21 protein-coding genes are annotated in these 22096 nt (G+C 73.3%); 4 read left to right on the top strand and 17 right to left on the bottom strand.

Translation table 11 applies throughout. The features are described from left to right. The first annotated feature begins 47 nt into the window (after positions 1–47). Positions 48–1283, top strand: a complete 1236-nt coding sequence (locus tag H488_RS28850) for a polysaccharide pyruvyl transferase family protein (protein WP_017833659.1) — start codon at positions 48–50, stop codon at positions 1281–1283. A gap of 77 nt (positions 1284–1360) precedes the next feature. Here H488_RS28850 and prfB read toward each other — a convergent pair whose 3' ends face one another. Then, a complete protein-coding gene (gene prfB, locus H488_RS28845) occupies positions 1361–2482 on the bottom strand; it encodes a peptide chain release factor 2 (RefSeq protein ID WP_017833658.1) in 1122 nt (373 codons plus the stop codon). Between the two features lie 88 nt (positions 2483–2570). Between prfB and H488_RS28840 the strand changes: the two genes are divergently transcribed. Further along, complete coding sequence (locus H488_RS28840) at positions 2571–3731, top strand: glucose-1-phosphate adenylyltransferase family protein (protein ID WP_017833657.1); 1161 nt, start codon at positions 2571–2573, stop codon at positions 3729–3731. Between the two features lie 79 nt (positions 3732–3810). Here H488_RS28840 and H488_RS28835 read toward each other — a convergent pair whose 3' ends face one another. From H488_RS28835 to H488_RS28795, 9 genes are all read right to left on the bottom strand, one after another. Then, on the bottom strand, positions 3811–5034 hold the full coding sequence (locus tag H488_RS28835) for a glycerol dehydrogenase (protein ID WP_017833656.1): 1224 nt from the start codon (positions 5032–5034) through the stop codon (positions 3811–3813). Between the two features lie 104 nt (positions 5035–5138). Next, positions 5139–6032: a LamG-like jellyroll fold domain-containing protein gene (locus tag H488_RS28830; RefSeq protein ID WP_031283094.1), complete on the bottom strand. Its 894-nt coding sequence runs from the start codon at positions 6030–6032 to the stop codon at positions 5139–5141. Positions 6033–6386: 354 nt separating this feature from the next. Beyond that, positions 6387–6896 (bottom strand): pilus assembly protein TadG-related protein, encoded by a 510-nt coding sequence (locus H488_RS28825; RefSeq protein WP_017833654.1) that lies wholly within the window; start codon positions 6894–6896, stop codon positions 6387–6389. Next, positions 6893–7318 (bottom strand): hypothetical protein, encoded by a 426-nt coding sequence (locus tag H488_RS28820; protein WP_237740443.1) that lies wholly within the window; start codon positions 7316–7318, stop codon positions 6893–6895. Before H488_RS28820 ends, H488_RS28825 begins: the two co-directional genes overlap by 4 nt. 127 nt (positions 7319–7445) lie before the next feature. Further along, a complete protein-coding gene (locus H488_RS28815) occupies positions 7446–7853 on the bottom strand; it encodes a TadE/TadG family type IV pilus assembly protein (RefSeq protein ID WP_017833652.1) in 408 nt (135 codons plus the stop codon). 2 nt (positions 7854–7855) lie between these two features. Beyond that, on the bottom strand, positions 7856–8080 hold the full coding sequence (locus H488_RS28810; protein WP_017833651.1) for a hypothetical protein: 225 nt from the start codon (positions 8078–8080) through the stop codon (positions 7856–7858). Positions 8081–8133: 53 nt separating this feature from the next. Continuing rightward, entirely contained in the window at positions 8134–9078 is a 945-nt protein-coding gene (locus H488_RS28805) for a type II secretion system F family protein (RefSeq protein ID WP_017833650.1), read from the bottom strand. Continuing rightward, the gene (locus H488_RS28800; protein ID WP_017833649.1) at positions 9075–9932 is read right to left on the bottom strand and encodes a type II secretion system F family protein; all 858 of its coding nucleotides are present in this window, start codon (positions 9930–9932) and stop codon (positions 9075–9077) included. Before H488_RS28800 ends, H488_RS28805 begins: the two co-directional genes overlap by 4 nt. Next, positions 9929–11191: a CpaF family protein gene (locus tag H488_RS28795; protein WP_017833648.1), complete on the bottom strand. Its 1263-nt coding sequence runs from the start codon at positions 11189–11191 to the stop codon at positions 9929–9931. The genes H488_RS28800 and H488_RS28795 overlap by 4 nt, the downstream gene beginning before the upstream one ends. Positions 11192–11530: 339 nt before the next feature. Here H488_RS28795 and H488_RS28790 point away from each other — a divergent pair, with 339 nt between their 5' ends. Next, positions 11531–12478 (top strand): glycerophosphodiester phosphodiesterase, encoded by a 948-nt coding sequence (locus tag H488_RS28790; protein ID WP_017833647.1) that lies wholly within the window; start codon positions 11531–11533, stop codon positions 12476–12478. Positions 12479–12494: 16 nt separating this feature from the next. Here H488_RS28790 and H488_RS28785 read toward each other — a convergent pair whose 3' ends face one another. Together H488_RS28785 and H488_RS28780 are read right to left on the bottom strand one after the other, a co-directional pair. After that, positions 12495–12911, bottom strand: a complete 417-nt coding sequence (locus tag H488_RS28785) for a DUF2304 domain-containing protein (protein WP_017833646.1) — start codon at positions 12909–12911, stop codon at positions 12495–12497. 51 nt (positions 12912–12962) lie between these two features. Then, positions 12963–13628, bottom strand: coding sequence for a glycosyltransferase family 2 protein (locus H488_RS28780; protein ID WP_229588149.1), 666 nt, complete (start codon positions 13626–13628; stop codon positions 12963–12965). Positions 13629–13771: 143 nt separating this feature from the next. On the opposite strand from H488_RS28780, the gene H488_RS28775 reads away from it, so the two are divergent. Beyond that, positions 13772–15835: a DUF6541 family protein gene (locus tag H488_RS28775; RefSeq protein WP_017833644.1), complete on the top strand. Its 2064-nt coding sequence runs from the start codon at positions 13772–13774 to the stop codon at positions 15833–15835. 103 nt (positions 15836–15938) lie between these two features. On the opposite strand, the gene H488_RS28770 is transcribed toward H488_RS28775, so the two are convergent. From H488_RS28770 to H488_RS28750, 5 genes are all read right to left on the bottom strand, one after another. Then, positions 15939–16706, bottom strand: a complete 768-nt coding sequence (locus tag H488_RS28770; RefSeq protein WP_051063783.1) for an ABC transporter ATP-binding protein — start codon at positions 16704–16706, stop codon at positions 15939–15941. A gap of 2 nt (positions 16707–16708) precedes the next feature. Continuing rightward, positions 16709–17569: an ABC transporter permease gene (locus H488_RS28765; RefSeq protein WP_017833641.1), complete on the bottom strand. Its 861-nt coding sequence runs from the start codon at positions 17567–17569 to the stop codon at positions 16709–16711. Continuing rightward, the gene (locus tag H488_RS28760) at positions 17569–19572 is read right to left on the bottom strand and encodes a glycosyltransferase (protein WP_017833640.1); all 2004 of its coding nucleotides are present in this window, start codon (positions 19570–19572) and stop codon (positions 17569–17571) included. The genes H488_RS28765 and H488_RS28760 overlap by 1 nt, the downstream gene beginning before the upstream one ends. Beyond that, on the bottom strand, positions 19569–20756 hold the full coding sequence (gene glf, locus H488_RS28755) for a UDP-galactopyranose mutase (RefSeq protein ID WP_017833639.1): 1188 nt from the start codon (positions 20754–20756) through the stop codon (positions 19569–19571). Before glf ends, H488_RS28760 begins: the two co-directional genes overlap by 4 nt. 104 nt (positions 20757–20860) lie before the next feature. After that, a complete protein-coding gene (locus H488_RS28750) occupies positions 20861–22039 on the bottom strand; it encodes a glycosyltransferase family 4 protein (RefSeq protein WP_017833638.1) in 1179 nt (392 codons plus the stop codon). Positions 22040–22096: the final 57 nt, after the last annotated feature.

The following is a 22096-nucleotide window of genomic DNA, read 5'->3' as shown; positions in this document are numbered from 1 at the left end:
GGAGCGTCGCCCCAGGTCACCCCCGCCGCACCCGGTAGGCTGGGCGGATGCTGGAGCCAGTCCCCATCGAGCGCCCGCCCGCCGCGGACGTCCTGTACCTCGTCGGCACGAGCGGTCACCCGAACTTCGGCGACGAGTTCATCGCCGCCTCGTGGCTGCGCTTCCTCGCCCGCGCCCGGCCCGGCGCCGAGGTGTGGCTCGACTGCCCCCACCCGGGGCTGGCGTCCCACCTGTTCGACGGACTGCACCCGGGTCTGCGGACCACCGACACCCTGTGGCGGCTCGCCTTCGAGACGACCGGCATGGACCCGGCCGCGGCGGACGCCCACGTGGACCGGGTGGTGACGCACCTGGGGTCCCCGCGCTACGACCTCGGCCTGCTCGGCGCCCGGCGCGCGAGTTCCGTGCACATCCTCGGGGGCGGGTACCTGAACTCCATCTGGCCGCACCACGCGCGCCTGCTCCGGGCGGCGCTGCGGCTGCGCCAGGTCTCCGGGGCGCGGCTGGCCGCCACCGGCCTGGGCCTGGCCCCCGCCACCGACGCCGAGGGCCTGCGCGCCGCGCTCGGCGCCTTCGACCACGCCACGGTCCGTGACGCGCCCAGCGCCCAGCTCGCCCGCGCCGACCGCGCCCCCGACGACGCCTTCCTCGGCCTGCCCGGCCTCGCGGGCTTCACCGGCGCGCCCGCCGAGGGGACGGACGACGGCGACGTGTGGGTGTGCCTGCAGAGCGACATGACCGAGCCCGGGATCCTCGACGGCGCCGTCGCCGCCGTGCGGGCCGCGCTGACGGGTCCGGCACTGGCGGGCCGGACCGTGCGCTACCTCGAGGCGATCCCCGGCGCGGACCGCGCGGCCTTCGACCGGCTCGCCGACCTCGTCCCCGAGGAGAACTTCGTGCCGTTCACGCGGCTCTGGCAGGAGGGCTTCCCGGCCCGGCCGGGTCAGACGTGGATCACCTCGCGGTTCCACTTCCACCTGCTCGCCGCCGCGTGCGGCGCGGAGGGCACCGCGCTGGAGGTCAGCCCCGACTACTACCGCGTCAAGCACCAGTCGCTGCTCGAGGCCGGCACGGGGTGGTCCGTCACGCCCACCGGCGGCACGGAGCCGTACGCGCCCGCCCGGTCGCACGCCTTCCCCGCCACGGCCGCGCGGCTGCACCGCACCAAGCTGCGGGAGGCGGAGGAGCTGTACCCGGCGGCAGCGGCCCCCGAGGACGACCCCGCCGGGACGGAGCCCCGCACCCGGCCGGGACGGACGGTGGCGCGCTTCCTGCGCCGCTGAGCGCCCGCCCTCCCAGGGCACCGGGCCCCGGCCGGTCGCGGGACCGGCCGGGGCCCGGTCAGGGGTCCCGCGGGAGCTCAGGCGTCGGCCGGGGCGTGGCGCTGGTCGGCGCGCCAGCGGATCCCGGCGTCGACGAAGCCGTCGATCGCGCCGTCGAAGATCGCGGAGGGGTTGCCCTCCTCGTGGTTGGTCCGCAGGTCCTTGACCATCTGGTACGGGTTCAGGACGTAGGAGCGCATCTGGTCGCCCCAGGACGCCTTGACGTCCCCGGCCAGCTCCTTCTTCTTGGCGCTCTCCTCCTCCTGGCGCTGCAGGAGCAGCCGCGACTGGAGCACGCGCAGCGCGGCGGCGCGGTTCTGGATCTGGGACTTCTCGTTCTGCATGGACACGACGATGCCCGTGGGGATGTGGGTCATCCGCACGGCGGAGTCCGTGGTGTTCACGGACTGCCCGCCGGGGCCCGAGGAGCGGAAGACGTCCACCTTGATCTCGGACTCGGGGATCTCGATCGAGTCGTCCTGCTCGATGAGCGGGATGACCTCCACCGCCGCGAACGAGGTCTGGCGCCGCCCCTGGTTGTCGAAGGGGGAGATGCGGACGAGCCGGTGGGTGCCGGCCTCGACGGACAGGGTGCCGAAGGCGTAGGGGGCCTTGACCTCGAAGGTCGCGGACTTCAGGCCCGCCTCCTCCGCGTAGGAGGTGTCCAGGACGGTGGTCGGGTAGCCGTGGCGCTCCGCCCAGCGCAGGTACATGCGCATGAGCATCTCGGCGAAGTCGGCGGCGTCCACGCCGCCGGCGCCGGAGCGGATGGTCACCACGGCCTCGCGCTCGTCGTACTCGCCCGAGAGCAGGGTCTGGACCTCCAGCCGGGAGAGCGCCTTCTTGACCGCGGCGAGCTCCTCCACGGCGAGCTCCAGGGTCTCCGCGTCGTCCTCCTCGGCGGCCAGCTGCACCATGACCTCGATGTCGTCGATGCGGCCGCCGAGCTTCTCGAGCCGCTCGAGGTCGGACTGCTTGTGGGAGAGCTTGGAGGTGATCTTCTGCGCCGCGGCCTGGTCGTCCCACAGGTCCGGGGCGGTCGCCTGCTGCGAGAGCTCGGCAATGTCCCGCTTGATGGCGTCGACGTCGCTCACGGCCTCGATGGACGCGAACGTGGAACGGAGGGCGGAGATCTCTGCCGGGAAGTCAAGGGAGGCCATGGAAGCCAAGATTATCCCATGGGGGCAAATCGCCCCGGCCCGGCCCGGCGCCCCTCTGGCAGGATGGTGCCGAGAGGAAGGAAGCACGATGCGCATCCCTCGCACGCTGGCCCTGGTCCTCGCCGGCGGGAAGGGCTCCCGGCTCGGCGCCCTGACCGAGAAGAAGGTCAAGCCCGCCCTGCCCGTGGCGGGCACCTACCGGCTCATCGACGTCGCCCTGTCCAACCTCGTGCACTCCCACCTCTCGGACGTGTGGGTCGTCGAGCAGTTCCTTCCGCACAGCCTCAACCAGCACCTGGCCAACGGGCGCCCCTGGGACCTCGACCGCACCCACGGCGGGCTCCAGGTCCTGCCCCCGTACCAGGGCACCGAGGGCGAGGGCTTCGCCGAGGGCAACGCGGACTCGCTCTACCGGCAGAAGGACCTGATCCGCGACTTCGCCCCGGACCTGGTCCTGGTGCTCAGCGCCGACCACCTGTACACGCTGAACTTCCTCGACGTGATCGACACCCACCTCGAGCGGGGCGCCGACCTGACCGTGGTCACCACGCTCGTCGACGAGGACCCCTCCCGCTACGGCGTGGTGCAGGCCGACGACGGCGGCCGCGTCACCGGCTTCGACTACAAGCCGGACGAGCCCCGGGGGCGGCTGGTCGCGGCCGAGATGTTCCTCTACGACGCGGAGAAGCTGCTGGAGGCCCTGGACCTCGTGCACGAGCAGGAGGGCGGGCTCGAGGACTACGGCAACGACCTGGTCCCGTGGTTCGTGGCGCACCGCACGGTGGTGGAGCACCGCCTGGACGGGTACTGGATGGACCTGGGCACCCTGCAGTCCTACTGGACCGCCCACATGCAGATGCTCGACGGCGACGGCGTGGCCCTGGACGACCCCGGCTGGCCGATCCTCTCGGCCCAGCCTCAGCGCGTGCCCGCCCGGATCGCCGGCAGCGCCGAGCTGCGCGGGTCGATGGTCGCCGCGGGCACGACCGTGCGGGGCGCCGTGGAGCACTCGGTGCTCGGCCCCGGTGTCGTCGTCGAGGAGGGCGCCACGGTGCGCAGCTCGGTGCTGCTGGACGGCGTCCGGGTGGGAGCCGGGGTGACCCTCGAGAACGTCATCGCCGACACGGGAGCCGACATCTCCGCGGGTGCGCACGGCGCCGCGGGCGCCGTGACCCTGATCGACGGCACGGGCGCCGTGGCGGCCACCGAGGAGTTCGACCGCGGGGCGCTCCTGCCCCGCGGTCACTGAGCCCTCCGCCGACCGGTCCCGCCGGGGCGGGACCCGCCCGGGACGGGACCGCCCGGACGGATCGTGTCCGGGCGGGACGCTAGTGGGCGTGGCGGTAGGGCTGCGGCTCGGGCAGGCCGGCGCGGGCACGCACCCGCCGGCCGAGGCGCTCGATGGAGGTCAGCGCCGCGGCGACGTCGTCCGCCCGCACGGTGAAGGGCATGCTGTGGATGGTCTCGCTCTCCACGGTGGCGGCCCGCGCCACGGCCCGGATCTCCTCGGTGTCCTCCGCGCGCAGCCCGATCTCCGTGAGGGTGGTCGGCAGCCCGACCCGGGTGGTGAACTCGATGAAGTCCACGATCTCCGAGCTCGGGGCGCCCTCCAGCACGAGCTGGGTGATGGAGCCGATGTTGACCTTCTGCCCGTGGGCCAGGCCGTGGGTCTGCGGCGCCGCGGTCAGTCCGTTGTGGACGGCGTGGGCCGCCGCCAGTCCGCCGGACTCGAAGCCGAGCCCGGAGAGCAGGGTGTTGGCCTCGATGACCTTCTCCAGTGCCGGGGTCACGACGTGGTCCCGGGCGGCGTCCATCGCCACGAGGGCGTTGTCCCACAGGACGTCCCAGCTCAGCCGGGCCAGGGCGGTGCCCGTGAGGGTGGCCGTGCCCCCGGCCATGGTCAGCGACCCCGAGGCGGCGGTGGCCCTGGCCTCCAGCCAGGTGGCCAGGGCGTCGCCGACGCCCGCCGCCAGGAACGTCGCCGGCGCGTTGGCCACCAGCTGGGAGTCGACGAGGACGAGGTCGGGGTTGCGGGGGAAGAACCGGTACTCCTCGAAGACGCCCTCGTCGGTGTAGACGACCGCCAGCGCCGAGGTCGGCGCGTCGGTGGAGGCGACGGTGGGGACGCTGACCCACCGGATCCCGGCGAGGAACCCCGAGGCCTTGACCGCGTCGATGGTGCTGCCGCCGCCCACGGCCACGGCCACGTCGGCCCCCGCCGCGCGGATGACCGCCGTGAGCCGGTCGATCTCCCCGGCCGAGGGGATGCCGTTGAAGGCCTCGCGCGTGGTCGCCATGCCGGCCCGCGCCAGGGACGCCTCCACGTCGTGGCCCACGAACCCCCAGACGACGTCGTCGGCCACCACCAGGGGTGTCTGCCCGACGGCGGCGAGATACTCTCCCAGGCAGGCGATGGCGCCCGGTCCCTGGACGTAGCGTCCTGGGCTGATGACGGAGCGGACGGGAGCGTCCATGGCCTTCTCCTTCGACGACGGGGCCGGCAGGTCGTTCCCCCCGCCGTCCGGGATGATCTCCCGGGTGCCCGCCAGCATAGGAACGTCCCCGCGGCCGGCACCAGGGACGTTCTCGCCGGCTGAGAAACCGGGGACGCGTCGCCGTCGCCTCCCGCCGTCCGGGCCGGGCCGCGCCCCGGTCCTCACCGCGTGGTCATCACCCGGTAGTGCTCCTCCACCTGCTTCCTGGGCAGCTCCTTGGTGTAGACCGCCACCTTGCCGACGGCCCCGTCGAAGAACGACCTCAGGTCCCGGGTGCCGACGCGGAACGGCGCGCTGCCGCGCCGGGGCACGACGACCGTGCCGTCGTGCTCCAGGTCGTCCTGGTCCATGCGCTGCCCGTTGCGGTAGATCTTCGTGTAGCCGTGCGGATAGTCCCCGCCCTTGTCCTTGGCGTTGATGACGAGCACGTAGTGGATCCACTCCCCCCTGCGCACCGGCACCTGGAAGTAGGACCCCGGCCCCTCCCCTCCGGAGGGGTTGAACGCGTAGCCGGAGATGCGGTTCGGCCGGTTCTCGGAGTTGCTCTTCGAGTACATCCGCGCGACGTACTCGTGGTTCCTCGGCGCGCCCTTGCCCATCCAGTGCACGTACCCCGAACCCTCCTGGGACCGGAAGTCCAGCGCGTCGGGGCGCATCCACGCCTCGACGGTGAGCACGCCGCGCGTGCCCGCGCTGACGGCGGCGGCATCGGGCACCTGGAGGTACTGACCGGTGCCGTCGAAGTCCGCGGCCGTGTCGCCGTTGGGCAGGGTCGCCCGCTTCGGCTTGCCGTGGTAGCTGCCGTGGAGCCTGCCCACCAGGTCCTTCTCCGTGCCCGCACCGGGGCTGCGCATGGCCCAGTACGCGGCGGGTCCGTCCTTCCGGACGGTGTCGTCGTAGGAGAGCGGGCGGGCCGCGCTCCGCAGGACGTCCCCGGGATCGTCCCGGGCGGCCGACGGCGGAAGCCCTGCGATGCCCAGCGCCAGCGCGAGCAGCAGCGTCAGCACGCCCTGCACCGGCGTGCTCCACCGTCCCCGCGCGCGAACAGTGCTCATGTCGAGACCTCGATGTGGTGTCGGACGGGACCGCCCGCACCGGTTGCTCCCGTGGTGCGCGTCCCGCTCACTGCGGTGCCGGCCGTGCGGCCGCACCGGACGTCGTCGCGACACCTCCTCCCCACCAGGACCGATGCACTCCCGAGGACCGGTCCGGAGGAACATCCCCTCGGCACCAGCGTGCGCCGCCGCGCCCGGGCGGTCAATGAGATCGCGCCGAACAGCACCCGAACGGTGACCATCTCCGTCGCCCGGTCCGGGGCCGGCCCTGACGTCTGCGAGCGCCGTGCCTCCCGCACCGGCCGAGCCGCCCCCGGAGCGGCCGCGCGGGTCAGCGGAACCGGGTGGGCCGCGTCATCGGCCCAGTCGCGCGCGGGCCTCGCTCGTGGCGGTGATCGGGATGCCGTCGGGCACCAGGAGGTTGACCACCGGCGGGTGCACGACGGCGGCCAGGGTCACCTCGGCGGTCCGCCCGTCCGGGCTCCCGGTGGGTGCGGCCAGGGCCAGGCCCGGCGTTCCCGCCCAGGCGCTGACGGTGTCGAGGTAGGCGGTCGCCGCCCCTGCCACGGCGTCGTCGTCCAGGACCGTGACGGGCGGGGCGCCGCCCGTCCCCGGCTCCAGCGCCACGAACGTGTCGGCCGCGGCGAGCGCGGCGTTGTCGGCCAGCACCTGCAGCTTGCGCTCCCCCACGTAGACCGCGGTGACCCCCATGACCACGACCGTGAGCAGGAGCAGCACGACCGCGAAGCCGATGACCAGGATCGTCACCTGCCCGTCGTCCCGGTCCTCGCCCCGGGCGTGGTCCCGGTTCTGGTCCCGGCTCCCGTCCCGGCGCGGGCCGGGTCCGGCGGTCCGCCCGCTCATCCGTAGCGGCCGATCACGACCGTGGCCGAGGACGTCAGCACGGCCACGTCCAGGTCGGTGAACCCGGGCACCAGCGGCAGCGGGACCTCCAGGGTGGCGTGCACCGTGGCCACCGCACCGGGCTCCGCGCACGCCCCGTCGGAGCACTCGAGGCGGAGCGCCAGCCGGTCGGGGGCGAAGCCCTGGTCCGCGGCCGCCAGCCGCGCCGCCGCGGTCAGCCCGGTGTCCGAGAGCGCACCGGGCTCGGCCCGGGCCAGCACCTGGGACGCCTGCTGCGCGGCGGCCACCACTCCGAAGGCCCCGGCCTGGACCTGGGCCACCGCGAGCACGAAGTAGACCACGGGGACGAGCAGCAGCGTGCCCAGCGCCACGAACTCCACGACCGCGCTGCCCTCGTCACCGCCCGCAGTCCTCCCGAGCACATCGGGCGGCCCGGCCGCACAGGCCGTCCCGGTCGCTCCGATCGCGCCGGTCGCTCCGGTCGAGGCGGGCGAGGCGGTCGAAGCAGCCGTAGCCGTCGATGCCGCTGCTCCGCTGGAGGCAGGAGCTTCAATCCCCGAGGACGGCATGGCCGCGCACCTCCAGGGAGTCGGGCGGACCGAACAGCGCCACCACGGGCAGGGGCGAGACCACCGTGATCTCCAGGGTCCGCAGCTCACCCACCGCCGCGGTGGTCGCGACGACGTCCTGGGCGTACCGGGGGCCGAGGGCGCCGGAGACGATCCGGCGGGTCCGCTCGACCCCGTCCTCGGGCGACCGGTCGGCCAGGGTGCCGTACCGGGCGCCCGCCGCGGCGGCGTCGATCAGCGTGTTGCGCACGTGCAGGGCCAGGGCCAGCTGCAGCGTGGCGGCGAAGATCATCGCCACGAGGCCGGCCACCATGACGTACTCGACCACCGCACTGCCCCGGTCCGTCCCCGGGGGCCCGGCGCCCGGCCGGGCGCGCTCCTCGTCCATCCTCAGTTCTGGCTCACGCGCGCCATCGCGTCCTGGAAGAGCCCCTCCAGGGCCGGCTGCGCCACCAGCAGCAGACCGGCCACGAGCACCGCGGACATCAGGGTCAGCATCACCCAGCCGGGGACGTCCCCGCGGTCCGGATCATCGGCGGCGAGCCGCTCGCGCAGCGCGGCGAGGGTCAGGGTGAGGACGCCGAGCAGGGCGGCGAACCGGTGGAGGTGTGTCATGGGGTGTGTCCTTTCCTGGAGGGCTGCCGGTTCCCGGCCGCCCGGATGAGAGGTCAGAAGCCGAGCTCCAGCACGGCGATCCCGGGGAACACGGCGAACACGACCGTCAGCGGCAGCACGCAGAACACGAGGGGCACCATCATGGCGATCTCCTTGCGCCCGGCGGCCTCCATCAGCTCGCGCTTGTCGTTGTCCCGCACGTCCTGGGCCTGGGCCCGCAGCACGTCCGCCAGGGGCGTGCCGCGCTCGATGGCCACGACGATGCCGTCCACGAACCGCCCGATGGGCGCCACCGGGGTGCGCGCGGAGAAGTCCTGGAGGGCGTGCACGAGTCCGGCGCCGGACCGCGTCTGTGCGAGCACCGCGCGGAACTCCGCGGTGAGCTCTCCCTCCGCGACCCGGCACACCCGCTCGAGCGAACCCACCGCGCTCTCCCCCGCGCCCACCGACAGCGCCATCAGCTCGGCGACGGCGGGGAACTCGGCCAGCATCCGGGCCTCGCGGAGCCGGATCCGCCGGCTCAGCAGGTGCCCGCGCAGCAGGTGCCCGGCGGCCGTGGCCGCGCCCACGGCCAGCAGCACCCCGCCGGGACCCGTGCCCCAGCGCGCCTCGGCGGCCACGCCGAGCAGGACGCCGAGCAGCAGGCCCCCCGTCGCGCACAGGAGCTGCTCGGCGCGGAAGTCCGCCGCCGTGGTGCTGACGCCCGCCCGGACCAGGCGTCCCTCCAGGGCCGCCGACGGGGCGGCGTGCCGGAACACGCGGTGGGCCAGCCCGCGCACGACCGGGTCCAGCCCCGCTGCGGCCCGGCCGGGTGTCCGGGCGGAGCGGCGCCCGGGGCGGGCGAGCAGCGCCGACTCGACCTCCACTGAGCGCAGCTGCGGGGCGATCCGGGTCGCGAAGGACGGCCGGCCGGTGACCCGGGCGCCGGTGAGCACCAGCCACAGCCCGGCGGCGTGCACCAGGCCGAGGAGCACCAGCAGGGCGGGGGTAGCACTCACCGCAGCACCCGCTCGGGCTCGGGCAGGGCGCCGATCCGCAGCATGAGGCGGTAGGCGATCGTGGAGACGAGCAGCCCGCCGATCAGCACCAGGGCGCCGGCCGGGGTGTCGTAGGCCCGGATCGCGGCGGGCTGGGTGGCCATCAGCGCCAGCACGATCCACGGTGCGGCCACCGCCAGCCGGGCGGCGTTGACCGTCCAGGACTGCCGGGCCTCCAGCTCTCCGCGGGTGCGGGTGTTCTCCCGCAGGAACTCGGACAGCGTGCCGAGCAGCCGGCCGAGGTCGGTCCCGCCCACCTCCCGGGTCACCCGCAGGGCCTCGACGATGTTGTCGGCCACGGGGTCGGCCAGCCGGTCCTTGAGCAGGGTGAGCGCGCCCTGCAGCTGCCCCGAGGCGCGGTAGTCGGCGGCGAACCGGGCGAAGGCCGGGCGCACCGGCTCGGGTCCGCGGTACTGCAGCTGGATCAGCGCCTCGGGCAGGGACATCCCGGCCCGGATCGCCGAGCGCAGGTGGTCGACCACGTCGGGCCACACCTCGCGCAGGGCGGCCGCCCGGTGCCGGGCCCGGTGCTGGACCACCGCCAGGGGAACCCAACCGCCCAGGACGGCGGCGCACAGGCCGAGCACCGCCGCGCCGGTGACCGCGGCGACGAGCAGTCCGCTCAGCGTCCCGGCCGCGGCGCAGGCGGCCAGCAGTCCCGCCGGACCGACCCGGGCCAGGTCCGCGCGCAGCAGCAGCTCTCGCAGCCGGCCGGGCCGGCGCGGGCCGGCCGCGCGCGGCGCCTCCTCGGCCCAGCAGGACCACCAGAGCAGGAACACGCCCGCCCCCAGCAGCACGCCCAGCGCCGCGCTCACCGCGCTGCTCCGACCGGGCCGTCGTCCGCCAGCAGCTCGCTCACCCGGTGTCCGGCCCGCTCGAACTTCCACGCCGCCGGCGCCTCGGCGGCCACTGCCAGCAGGGCGCCGTCCGTCTCGGCGAAGACCGGGTACGTCTCGATCACGCCGTTCTCGACCCGGTTGCCGATCGCGAGGATCTCGCTCACCCGGCGGCGGCCGTGCCGGTCCCGGTGGCAGTGCACCACGAGGTCGAAGCACGAGGCCACCGTGGGCACCACGAACCCGGAGCTGATGTTCTCCCCCGCCAGCAGCGGCAGGGTGCAGATCTTGGTCACGGCGTCCCGGGCGGAGTTGGCGTGCAGGCTGCACATCCCCGGGAGTCCGCTGTTGAGCGCGATGAGCATGTCCAGGCTCTCCGCCTCCCGGACCTCCCCGACCACGAGCCGGTCCGGGCGCATCCGCAGCGCCTCCTTGACGAGCCGGCGCAGGGGGATCTCGCCCGTGCCCTCGAGATTGGGCTGACGGCACTGCATCCCCACGACGTCGCGCAGCGGGACCTGCAGCTCGAAGATCTCCTCGACCGTCACCACCCGCTCCCGGGGGCCGATCGAGGCGCACAGACAGTTCAGCAGCGTGGTCTTGCCCGCCTGCGTGGCGCCGGAGACGAGGATGTTGAGCCCGCTGGCCACGGCCGCGTCGAGGAAGCGCGCGGCGCGCGGCGGCAGCGCACCCAGCTCCACGAGGTCGTCCAGGCGCCGGGCCCGGGCCACGAACTTGCGGATGTTCACGGCCCAGTGCCGGCGCGTCACGTCCGGGATCACCACGTGCAGCCGGGACCCGTCCGGCAGCGCCGCGTCCACGAACGGGGAGGACAGGTCCAGGCGACGGCCCGAGGACTTGAGCATCCGCTCCACCAGGTTGCGGATCTGGGCCTCGGTCAGCACGAGGCTCGTCAGCTCGGACTCCCCGCCGCGGGCGGCGTAGACCTCCGCGGGGCCGTTGATCCAGATCTCCTCGATCCGCGGGTCGTCGAGCAGCGGCTGCAACGGGCCGAACCCGGCGACCAGGTCCAGCAGCACCCGCCGGGCGGCGTCCAGGTCCGCGAGGGCCGGCAGCACCCCGCGCGCCGAGCGCTGGTCGTAGTCGCGCACCGCGGCGTCCACCAGCTCCCGGGTCCGCTCCAGCTCGAGCACCGGGTCCAGGCCGCGGCGCCGGATGAGCTCGCGCACCTCGGCCTCGACCAGCCCGAGCGCGTCCTCGGAGAGCAGTGCCGTCATCCGTCCCCCTGCGCGTTCCCCGGCGCGGGATCCGCGCCGGCGGCGCTCCCCCCGGAGCGCATGCACAGGAACATAGGCCGATCCGATGTCGTCCCCACAACCCCCGTCCGGGCTCCTGTGGACAGCCGTCGCTGACCTGCGACGTTGTTCCCGTCCGGAAACACATGAAGTGTCACAGGATGCGGGCGCATGGAAACAGGTCGGCGGGGGCCACGTCCCGAAAGGGCGTGCAGGCCGGGCCGCCGGGCCGTAGGGTGGCGGGCGAACACGCTCCCCCCGGGCGTCCGCGTCACGGCACCACCCGTGCCGCACGCACTGCCCCCGATCGCAAGGACCGCCGTGACCCACGTGACCACCGAGCAGGGCGGAACACGCCCCGACGTCGCCGCTCGTCTCCGGGCGCTGCTCCGCGCGGGCGTCCCCTTCGCCGGGAACCTGCTCACGAGCGCGGCCGGAGCGGCCCTCGGCCGGCACCTGGTGGACCCGTCGCCGGTCCCGAGGGCAGCCGTGCCCCGGGACTGGCCGCCCGTCTTCGCGCACCGGGGCGGCGCCGAGGTCGCCCCGGAGAACACCCTCGAGGCGTTCCGGGCCGCCGCCGCCCTCGGGGACGTGGTGCTGGAGCTCGACGTGCAGGCCTCCGCCGACGGCACGGCCGTGCTGATGCACGACCTCACGGTGGACCGCACGACGGACGGGACCGGCGCCGTCGCGCTGATGTCCGCCGCGGAGCTCCAGCGCCTGGACGCCGGGCACGCGTTCACCCTCGACGGCGGGACCTTCCCGTGGCGGGGGCGCGGGGTGCACGTCCCGACGCTCGCGGAGGTCTACGAGGCGTTCCCCGAGCACCGCGTGGCGATCGAGCTCAAGGGCAACCGTCCCGGCGCCGAGGAGATCGTCTGGCGGGCCGTCCGGGCGGCGGGTGCCCAGGAGCGCACGCTCGTCGCGACGAACCGCACCGCCTCGATCCGGCGGTTCCGCCAGGTCTCGGGCGGGGCGGTCCCCACGGCGGCCTCCCCCACGGAGTTCGCGGCCTTCCGGCTGCTGTGCCTGCTGGGCCGGCACCAGCACCACACGCTCCCGTTCCAGGGCCTGCAGCCGCCGGACTCGCTCCTGGGACTGCGCGTGCTCACGCCCGCACTCGTGCGCAGCGCCCAGCAGGCGGGTCTGCGGGTGGACGTCTGGACCATCGACCGGGAGGACGACATGCGCCGCCTGCTGGGGTGGCGGGTGGACGGCGTCATGACGGACCGGCCGGACCTGCTGTCCCGGGTGCTCCGGGAGGCCTGATCCGCGCCGGGACCGGTCAGGCCGCGGGGCGCGGCGCCGGGGAGGTCTCGGCGAAGTCCCGCACCGAGGCGCGCTGGGCGTGCTCCGGGGCCGGGGCCCAGGGCCGCTCCGCCTCGGCGACCGCGATGTGCCGGGCCAGCCGGGTCACGTTGACCTCCTGCTGGCGGTTGCGCAGCGCGGAGGTGGCCTGGGTGATCATGAAGATCACCACGAAGCCGTACAGGACGAGGTCGGTGCCGCGTCCGATCCCGAAGAAGTGGGCCACGCCCGTGAGCAGGTCGGGGAAGAAGATGGACAGCGCCGCGAAGACGAAGAAGGCCAGGCCCACCACGCGGCGGATCGCCTGGTGCTTCGCGTTGGCCCCGCCGCGGATCAGGGCGAGCGCGCCGTAGCCCACGGCCAGGACCAGCAGGATCTGGACGGCGTAGATCATCGGACGGCTCTTCCCTTCGACGGTGCGGACGGGGTGCGGACTGGGTGCGGACTACTTGACGAACAGCTCGGCGAGGATGTTCACGCCGTTGAGCAGCGACTGCCCCTTGGACTTCGAGTAGTCCGTGTAGATGATCTCGACCGGGTGCTCGACCCAGCGGGGCCGGATGTCGGCCAGCTGGTTGACGATCTCCGAGGCGTGCGCCATCCGGTTCTGGGTCAGCCGGATCCGGGACAGGGTGCCCCGGTCGATGGCGCGCAGCCCGTTGTGGGCGTCGGAGAGGTCCATGCCGGTGGACAGCTTCGAGAAGAACGCGGCGGTGCGCAGCACGACCCGCTTGAGCGGGGAGATCCGGGTGCGCCCGTCGAGGAAACGGGAGCCGAGCACGACCTCGGCCTCGCCCGAGCGGATCCGCTCGACCATGTCCCACGCGTCGGTCACGCGGTGCTGGCCGTCGGAGTCGAAGGTGACCACGCAGTCCATCCCGGGGTCCTGCAGGGCGTACTCGAAACCGGTCTGCAGCGCCGCGCCCTGCCCGAGGTTGATGGGGTGCTGGACGACGACGGCGCCGGCCTCGGCGCAGATCCGGGCCGAGTCGTCGGAGGATCCGTCGTCGACGCAGACGACGTGCGGGAAGGTCTTCCGGAGCTCCTTCAGCACCTCTCCCACGACGGCCGCCTCGTTGTACACGGGCATGACGATCCACGAACGACTCACCCGGACATTCTCGCACAGCGCGCCGGACCCGCCCGTCAGGTCGGCGGCCGGACCCGGGCCGGCCGCTATGATCGACCCGACCCTTCCCCCCACCGTGAGGACAAGACCGTGCCCGCTGCCAGGCAGAGCCCCGCAGGACCGACGTGCTGACGGACTGGGGACCCCATCTGCCGGCGTTCCTGGTCCTGCTGGCGTTCCTGTGGCTGCCGGGGCTGGCGCTGCTGTGGGCCTTCGGGCAGCGCGGGGGCCGGATCCTGCTGACGGCACCCGTCTTCAGCGTCGCCGTCGTCGGGCTCACGGGCGTGGTCCTGGACCTGGCGGGCATCCCCTACGGCGCGCTCACCCAGGTGGCCGCCGCGGTGGTGCTGGCGGCGCTGGCGTGGCTGGTCGGCCGGCTCCTCCCCCGGGGCGGCCACGCGCCCGGCCAGCACGACGCCGGGGCGGACCCGGCGGAGCGCTCGGGCGGCGCGGGCCGCCGGCTCTTCCCGGCGGGCGCGGCCGCCGGGCTCGCGATCGGGGCGGTGCTGCTGGTGCGCCGGATGGCGTCCGTGATCGGGCACCCGGAGGCGATGGCCCAGCGCTGGGACAACATCTTCCACCTCAACGCCATCCGCTACGTCGTCGAGACCGGCAACGGCTCGACCCTGACCCTGAACCGGATGGTCAGCCCGGAGAGCACCATCGCGCTGTACCCCGCGGCGTGGCACCAGCTGGCGTCCCTCGCGGTGCCCCTGTCCGGGGACAGCGTGCTCGTGGCCCACAACCTGACGCTGCTCGCGGTGGGCGGGCTCGTCTGGCCCGCCTCGTGCATCTTCCTGGTCCGATGCCTCGTCGGCCCGTCCCCCGTCGCGGCCGTGGTCGCCGGCACGGCCGCCGCCGGGTTCAGCGTCTTCCCGCTGGGCCTGATGGCCTGGGGGCCGCTCTTCCCCAACATCCTCGCCCTGGCGCTCGCCCCCGTGTCCCTCGGCCTGCTCGTGCGGCTGCTCGGCCCCGGGGTGAGCGCGGACCGGACGGCGCGCACCCCGGACGCGGCCGGCCGGGTCCGGCTGGCCGCCAGCCTGGTGGTCACCCTCGGCGCGCTGTTCGTCTCCCAGCCCAACGCGTTCCTCGCCCTGCTCGTGGTCGCGGTCCCCCTGGCGGCCACGGCGTGGTGGCTCGGGCTGCGGGCGGCCGCGGGCGCCCGGCGCCGAGGTCCCGCCCTCGGGCTCGCCGCGGTCGCGGTCGTCGTGGTCACCACGTGGCTGCTCCTGTGGAACGTCCTGACCACGTCGTTCGTGTGGGAGCCGTCCACCACCCTGGCGCGGGCGGCCGGCGAGGCTCTGCTCTTCGGCTCCAACGGCCGGGAGGACGTGCCCTGGGTCCTCGTGCTGCTCACCGGGGCGGGAATCTACGCTGCCATCGCCCGGCGGAGACTGCGCTGGCTGGTCATCGCCCATCTGGTGCTCTCGTACCTCTATGCTGTGGCCGCCGCGGGCGAGGAGAGCCCGGTCCGGCAGTGGCTCGTGGGCGGGTGGTACACCGACTCGTACCGCCTCGCGGCCACACTCCCGCTGACGGCCGTACCGCTGATCGCCCTCGGTGCTGCCCATGTGGTGGGCAGCCTGGCCATCGGCATGACGGCACTGGCCTCGTTCACCGGCCGCCCCCGGGCAGGCCGAGCCGCCTATCCCGTCGCAGCGGTCGTGGTGCTGGGTCTCGCGGTGCCCTACTCCCAGGTCGAGTCCCTGACCCAGGCGACCCGATGGGGCAAGCAGTACTACGCATGGGAGGGGCCGGAAAGCATCCTCAACCAGGATGAGTACGCGTTGCTCCAGGACCTCGACGAGCTCACGGAGCCGGGGGACGTCATCGCGGTCAACCCGTGGAACGGTGGCTCCCTGGCGTTCGCGGTCGCCGAGCGGCCCGTCACCCAGTACCACGTCGAGTCACCCGGGGTCGAACTGCGCACGCTGGACCCGGAATTGAACGCCCTGGCCACGGGGATCGCCGACGCCACCCCGGACAGCCGGGCCTGCGCCGCCGCCGAAGAGCTGGACGTGCAGTGGGTCCTGGACTTCGGCACGCAGTTCATCATTCCCGGTGCCCGCCAGGCCGGTGAGTACGCGGACATCAACGCCGTCGACCCGCAGCTCGCGCCCGGTCTTGCGCTGGTCGAGCGCAACGGGCAGGCCGCGCTCTACGAGATCGTCGGCTGCGACGGCGCCTGAGCCTGCCGCGGGATCCCCGTCCTGCGACGGACGACGGGCCGCCCGGTTCCTCGCGGAGCCGGGCGGCCCGTCGTCGTCCGCGGACCGCGGGCAGGGAGGGCAGTCAGCCGGCGTTCTCCGCGGCGCGGAACTGCTCGATCACCTCGTCGATGGGCCCGTCGCTGCGGACCCGGCCGTGCTCGATCCACACCCCGCGGTCGCAGACCTTGCGGACCACGTCGAAGTCGTGGCTGACGACCAGCAGCGTCTTGCCCTCCTCGGAGAGCTCCTTGACCCGGCCCAGGCTCTTGCGCTGGAAGGGCTCGTCGCCCACCGAGAGGATCTCGTCGATGATGAAGATGTCCGGGTCGGTGAACACCGCCACGGCGAAGGCCAGGCGCAGGTACATGCCGGACGAGTAGAACTTCACCTCGGTGTCGATGAACTGCTCGATCTCGGAGAACGCCACGATCTGGTCGAACTTCCGGTCGATGTCCTCCTTGGACATGCCGAGGATCGCGCCGTTGAGGTACACGTTGTCGCGGCCGGTGAGGTCGGGGTGGAAGCCGGCGCCGACCTCGATCAGCCCGGCCACGCGCCCGTTGACCGTGAGCGAGCCCCCGTCGGGGCTCATCACGCCGGAGACCAGCTTGAGGAACGTGGACTTCCCGGAGCCGTTGAGCCCCACGAGCGCCACGCTCTCCCCCGGCCGGATGCTGAGGCTGAGGTCCTCGAGGGCGCGGAAGCGGTTGGAGATGTCCTGGCGCCGCCCCCGGGCGAGCCACATCACCGTCTCCTTGAGGGATCGGGCGTGGCGGAGCGAGAACTCCTTGGCCAGGTGCTCGGCCACCACGGCGGGCTCGGCCGGCGGGGTGGTGCGGTCGGTGCTCATCGTCACAGCTCCTGCGCGAATCGGCCCTCGAGGCGACGGAACAGCAGGTCGCCCAGGAACATGACGACCGTGACCACCAGCAGCGCCACCGGCGTCCAGAGGGAGAACAGGTGGGGCGGCACCTCGTGGGCGCCGGGGGTGGTGGTCGGCAGCCAGAACGCCGCGTGCGAGAGCTCCACGGCCACGGTCAGGGGGTTCAGCATGAACCCGGCGAACCACACCGGGCCCAGGACGTCCCGGACCATCGTCCACGAGTAGAGCACCGGGGCGGACCACGTGCTGACCATGACGATCAGGTCCACGAAGTTCTCGGCGTCGCGGAAGAACACGTTCGCCGCGCCGAAGAGCATGCCCAGACCGGCCCCCAGCAGACCCACGATCAGCAGCGCCGCGGGCACGGCCAGCAGGGAGATCCACGTGGGCGACCAGCCCACGATGAGGGCGGCCAGGAGCATGACCACCAGCTGCGGCATGAGGTGCACGCCGGCGACCCACACGGACGCCACGGGGAACATCTGCCGGGGCAGGTAGATCTTCTTGATCAGGCTCGCGTTGGCCACGATCGAGCGCGCCGCGTTGCCGAAGGACTCCGAGAAGAAGTTGATCAGGATGATCCCGGAGAACAGGTACACGGCGTAGTTCTCCATCCCCCGCTCCAGGCCCAGGAAGATGCCCAGGGCCACGTAGAAGACGACGAACTGGATCCCCGGCTTGACGTAGGACCACAGCAGCCCGAGGACCGTGCCCCGGTAGCGGATCTGCAGCTCCTTGTCGACCAGCAGCTTCAGCAGGTAGCGCTGGCGGAACACCGCCGGCAGCCCCGTCCCGGGGGACGGCCTCCGGACGACCGTGGCAGCCGGCATCAGGCGCCGATCTCCGAGTGCTCGCGGAAGGTCGCCTCCCAGGCCGCCATGGAGGTGACCTCCGGCAGCGCGGCCCGGTAGCGGCGGGACAGCTCCGGCCAGCGCAGGGCCAGCTGGGCGTGCAGGCGCAGGGACTCCGCCATCAGGGCGCGGGCCTCCCGGGGCGAGCGCTTGTACCAGGTGTAACCGGTGCCGTCCGAGGCGGAGACCAGGGCGCTGTCGTAGCGGGCCAGCCGCCACCACCGGGCGTCCTGGTAGGGCAGGTGCACCTGCGGGTGCTGCTCGGCCTGCTCCTGCGGGCGCACGGCGAGGTGGCGCACCACGGCGGTGGTCGCCGAGGTGAGCACCTTCAGCCCGTGCGGGGCGGAGAGCCGCCGGGTCCGCAGGGGCTTGGCCGACGCGACCGTGGGGTAGGCGTCCAGGTCCGCCTCGTAGACGGCGTCGGAGTGCTGGGTCATCATCCGGCGCACGTCGCGGATCCGCTGGGGCAGCAGCTCGTGCAGGGCCTCGGGCCCGGCCAGGACGTCCCGCAGGGCCAGGACCCGGGCCTCCTCCGCGAAGTACTGCATGGACAGCAGGTGCCGCAGGTCCTTGATCCCGTTGCGCCCGAGCACCTCGCCGCCGCGGTCGAACGGGGAGTGCAGCAGGGCGGCCACGAGCTGGTTGCGCTTGTGGAAGTACGCCTGCCAGCTGATGGTGTCGTCCTTGTCCGCCCAGGCCAGGTGCCACACGGCCACGCCGGGCAGGGACACGGTGCGGTAGCCGGCCGCCTTGGCCCGGATGCCGTACTCGACGTCGTCCCACTTGATGAACACGGGCAGCGCCAGGCCGATCTCGCGGACGACCTGCGTGGGGATCAGGCACATCCACCACGCGTTGTAGTCCACCTCGATGCGGCGGTGCATCCACGCGGTGCTGCGCAGGTTGCTGCGGCGGAAGTCGTGGCCGATCTCCACGCCCTCGCCCGCGGGGCCGTACTGGAAGCTGTACGGGTCCATGGCCTCGCCGAAGTTGTGGATCTTCGTCGGGTTGAGCAGGTCGATCATGTGCCCGCCGACCAGCGTGGGCCGCTTGCAGAAGTCGGCGAACACGCTGATCCGGCGCACGGCCTCGGGCTCGATCTCGACGTCGTCGTCCATGAGCAGCACGTAGGTGCTGTCGGCGCGCACGGCCTCGTACATGCCGCGGGCGAAGCCGCCGGCCCCGCCCAGGTTGCCCTGGTCGATGACGCGCAGCCGGTCGCCGAAGCGCTCCTGGACCTCGCTGAAGCCCGGCTCGTCGACGACCTTCTGGTTGCCCTGGTCCACGATCACGACCTGCGCGACCTGCGGCAGGTGCTCCCGCTGCTCGTCCAGGCGGCGGGCGTTGGTGAGGCAGTAGGAGGGCTTGTTCATGGTCGTGATCTGGAGGGTCACGGACCCCTCCGTGGTGCCGGTGCCGTCGCCCAGCCACTGGGCGCCCAGGACCTCGAGCTCCTGGTCCGCCGCGGTGGCGTCGAACCAGTACCACCCGCCGTCGGCGAAGGCCTTCAGCGGCAGCACGACCTCGGTCAGCCGCTCGGCGCCGGAGACCTCGTGCACCGACACGGGCACGGACTCGCCGCGCGCGTTGGAGCTGTGCACGTTCACCGAGCCGCGGCCCGTGGTGCGCACGCGCAGCACGACCTCGCGCAGGTGGGTGTTGTGCCGCCAGTAGCTGGCCGGGAACGCGTTGAAGTACGTGGCGAAGGACACGGTGCTGCGGGCCGGCACGCGCACGGAGGTGCGGCCGAGGATCGCCACGCCGCTGGCGGCCCCGGCGTCGGAGGCCACGTTGACCACGATCTGGGGCCGCTGCTCCTTCGTGTCCTCCTGCTGGGCGGCGGTGCCCGTGTCCGCCCGGGAGTCCAGGTAGAGGGGCTGGGTCGGGAAACGGTCCTTGGCCGGGAAGACGAGCTCCTGCAGCACCCGGTAGGAGGTGCCCTCGGTGCCGGTCCGTTCGGTGTCCTGGGTCGTCGCGGTCACGCGTCCACTCCCCCGCTCTCGATGGTGGCCCCGCCGGTGAAGTGGGGCTTGAGCTTGTTGTCGACCATGGACAGCGCGGCCCCGATGGCCATGTGCATGTCCAGGTACTTGTAGGTGCCGAGGCGGCCGCCGAACAGGACCTTGTCCTCGCCGCGGGCGAGGTCGCGGTACTTGAGCAGCTTCTCGCGGTCCACCGAGGTGTTGACCGGGTAGTACGGCTCGTCGCCCTTCTCCGCGAAGCGGGAGAACTCGCGCATGATCACCGTGGCGTCCGTGGTGTAGTCCCGCTGCGGGTAGAAGTGGCGGAACTCCAGGATCCGGGTGAAGGGGACGTCGGGGTCCGGGTAGTTGATCACCGGGGCGCCCTGGAAGTCCTCGATCGGCAGGACCTCCTGCTCCAGGTCGATGGTCCGCCACGAGAGGTCGCCCTCGGCGTAGTCGAAGTACCGGTCCACGGGGCCCGTGTAGACGACCGGGACCTGCCCGGAGACGGCGGAGCGGGAGTAGTCGTGGCCCTCGTCGAAGAAGTCGGTGTCCAGCCGGACGTCGATCTTGGGGTGGTCCGCCATGCGCTCGAGCCACGCGGTGTAGCCGTCCACCGGCAGGCCCTCGTACTTGTCGTTGAAGTACCGGTTGTCGTAGGTGTAGCGCACGGGGAGCCGGTTGATGATCGAGGCGGGCAGGTCCTTGGGGTCCGTCTGCCACTGCTTGCCCGTGTAGTGCTTGATGAACGCCTCGTAGAGCGGCCGGCCGATGAGCTGGATGCCCTTGTCGTTGAGGTTCTGCGGGTCCGTCCCCGCGAGCTCCCCGGCCTGCTCCTGGATCAGCGCCCGGGCCTCGGCCGGCGAGTACGCCGCGCGGAAGAACTGGTTGATCGTGCCGAGGTTGATCGGCATGGGGAAGACCTCGTCGTGGTGCCGGGTGTAGACCCGGTGCACGTAGTCCGTGAAGTCGGTGAACCGGTTCACGTAGTCCCAGACCCGCTCGTTGGAGGTGTGGAACAGGTGGGCGCCGTAGCGGTGCACCTCGATCCCGGTCTGGGGCTCGTTCTCCGTGTAGGCGTTGCCACCGATGTGGTGCCGCCGGTCGATGATGGCCACGTCGAGGCCCAGCTCGTTGGCGGCCCTCTCGGCCACGGTCAGGCCGAACAGGCCGGACCCTACGACGACGAGATCTGCGTTCACGGGCTAACTCCTGGGGTTGGTGTCCTGGTGGGCCCGGCCGGCGTCCGGCCGGTGAGGGGGCGGCACGGGCGCGCCGGGCGTGCGCTGCGTACCAAAGTACCTGATCAGTCGGGGAAGCCCTGGAGCAGCCACTCGGCGGCGAGGCGACCGGAGGCCGCCAGGGAGGCGTTCTCGGCCGCCCATGCGGCCCGGCGGCGGCGCTCCCGGTCGTTGTCCTCGGCCAGCGCCGGGTCGAGCCGGCGGTCGAGGGCGGCGATCATGGCCTCGGCCACCGCGTCGGCGTCGTGGTCGACGGCCGCGCCCAGGCCGTTGTCCTGCACGAGCTCGGCCGCGACCCCCGCCCCCGCGTAGACGACCGGCGTCCCGCACGCGGCGGCGGCGTAGATCTTGGTGGGCTTGGTGAAGTCGTAGCCGATGCCCGGGAGCACCGCGCCCAGGGCGGCGACGGCCCCCCGGGTCCACTCCGCGGTCTCGGCGGCGGGACGCAGCCCCTCGAAGAGCACGCTCCCCGGGGCGAGCCGCTCGGCGATCTCCTGGACGCGGTCGATGTCGGAGCCCCTGCCGAAGAAGCGCAGGCGGGCGTCGGGGTGGGCCTCGAGGACGCGGGGCATGGCGCGGACGAAGACGTCGGCGCCCTGCCACTCGGACATCGACCCGGCGTAGACGAAGTAGGGGGCGCCGGGCTCGGCCACCGGTCCGTCGGGGCGGAAGACGTCGGTGTCGATGCCGTTCTCCGCCACGAGCACCTTCTCCCAGGCCACGCCGGTGACGGACTGCAGCTCGCGGCCCATGGCCTCGGACACGGTGAGCACGCCCGCGGCCCGCCGGGCCGCGAGGGTCTCCATGACGCGCATGGCCCGCTTCACCGGCGCGGAGACCTCCATCTTCTCGGCGGCGGTGGTCCAGATGTCGGGGGCGTACCAGACGTAGGGACGGCCCCGCAGGAGCGAGGAGACGAGCACGGCCATCCCCGTGGTGGGGGGCGGTTCGCTGACCACGAGGTCGGCCGGGGTGGCCAGCAGCCGGAAGAGGACGGGGACGTCGAAGCTGAGGTACTGGACGATCCCGCGCACGTAGTCGAACCGGTCGCGCAGGACGGGCCACCGGCGCACGTCGTAGGGCTCCGGCTCGATGACGGACCCGGCGGGCGGGCGCGTGGTGAGGACCGTGACCTCCGCCCCCGCCTCGGTCAGGCCACGGGCCAGGGCCCGCAGCCGGAAGGACGCGGCGGCCGGCTCGGGGGCGAAGATGCGGCTGACGATGACGATGCGGCGGGGAGTCACGGGACCACCTGTTCGGAGCTGCTCGACGGGAGGGGACGGAACGGACGGGGGCCGGGC

It is taken from the genome of Kocuria sp. UCD-OTCP, assembly GCF_000349605.1.
GTDB lineage: Bacteria > Actinomycetota > Actinomycetes > Actinomycetales > Micrococcaceae > Kocuria > Kocuria rosea.
Note: the sequence above shows the minus strand (reverse complement) of the source record. Positions and strands in the feature narration are given on the sequence as shown.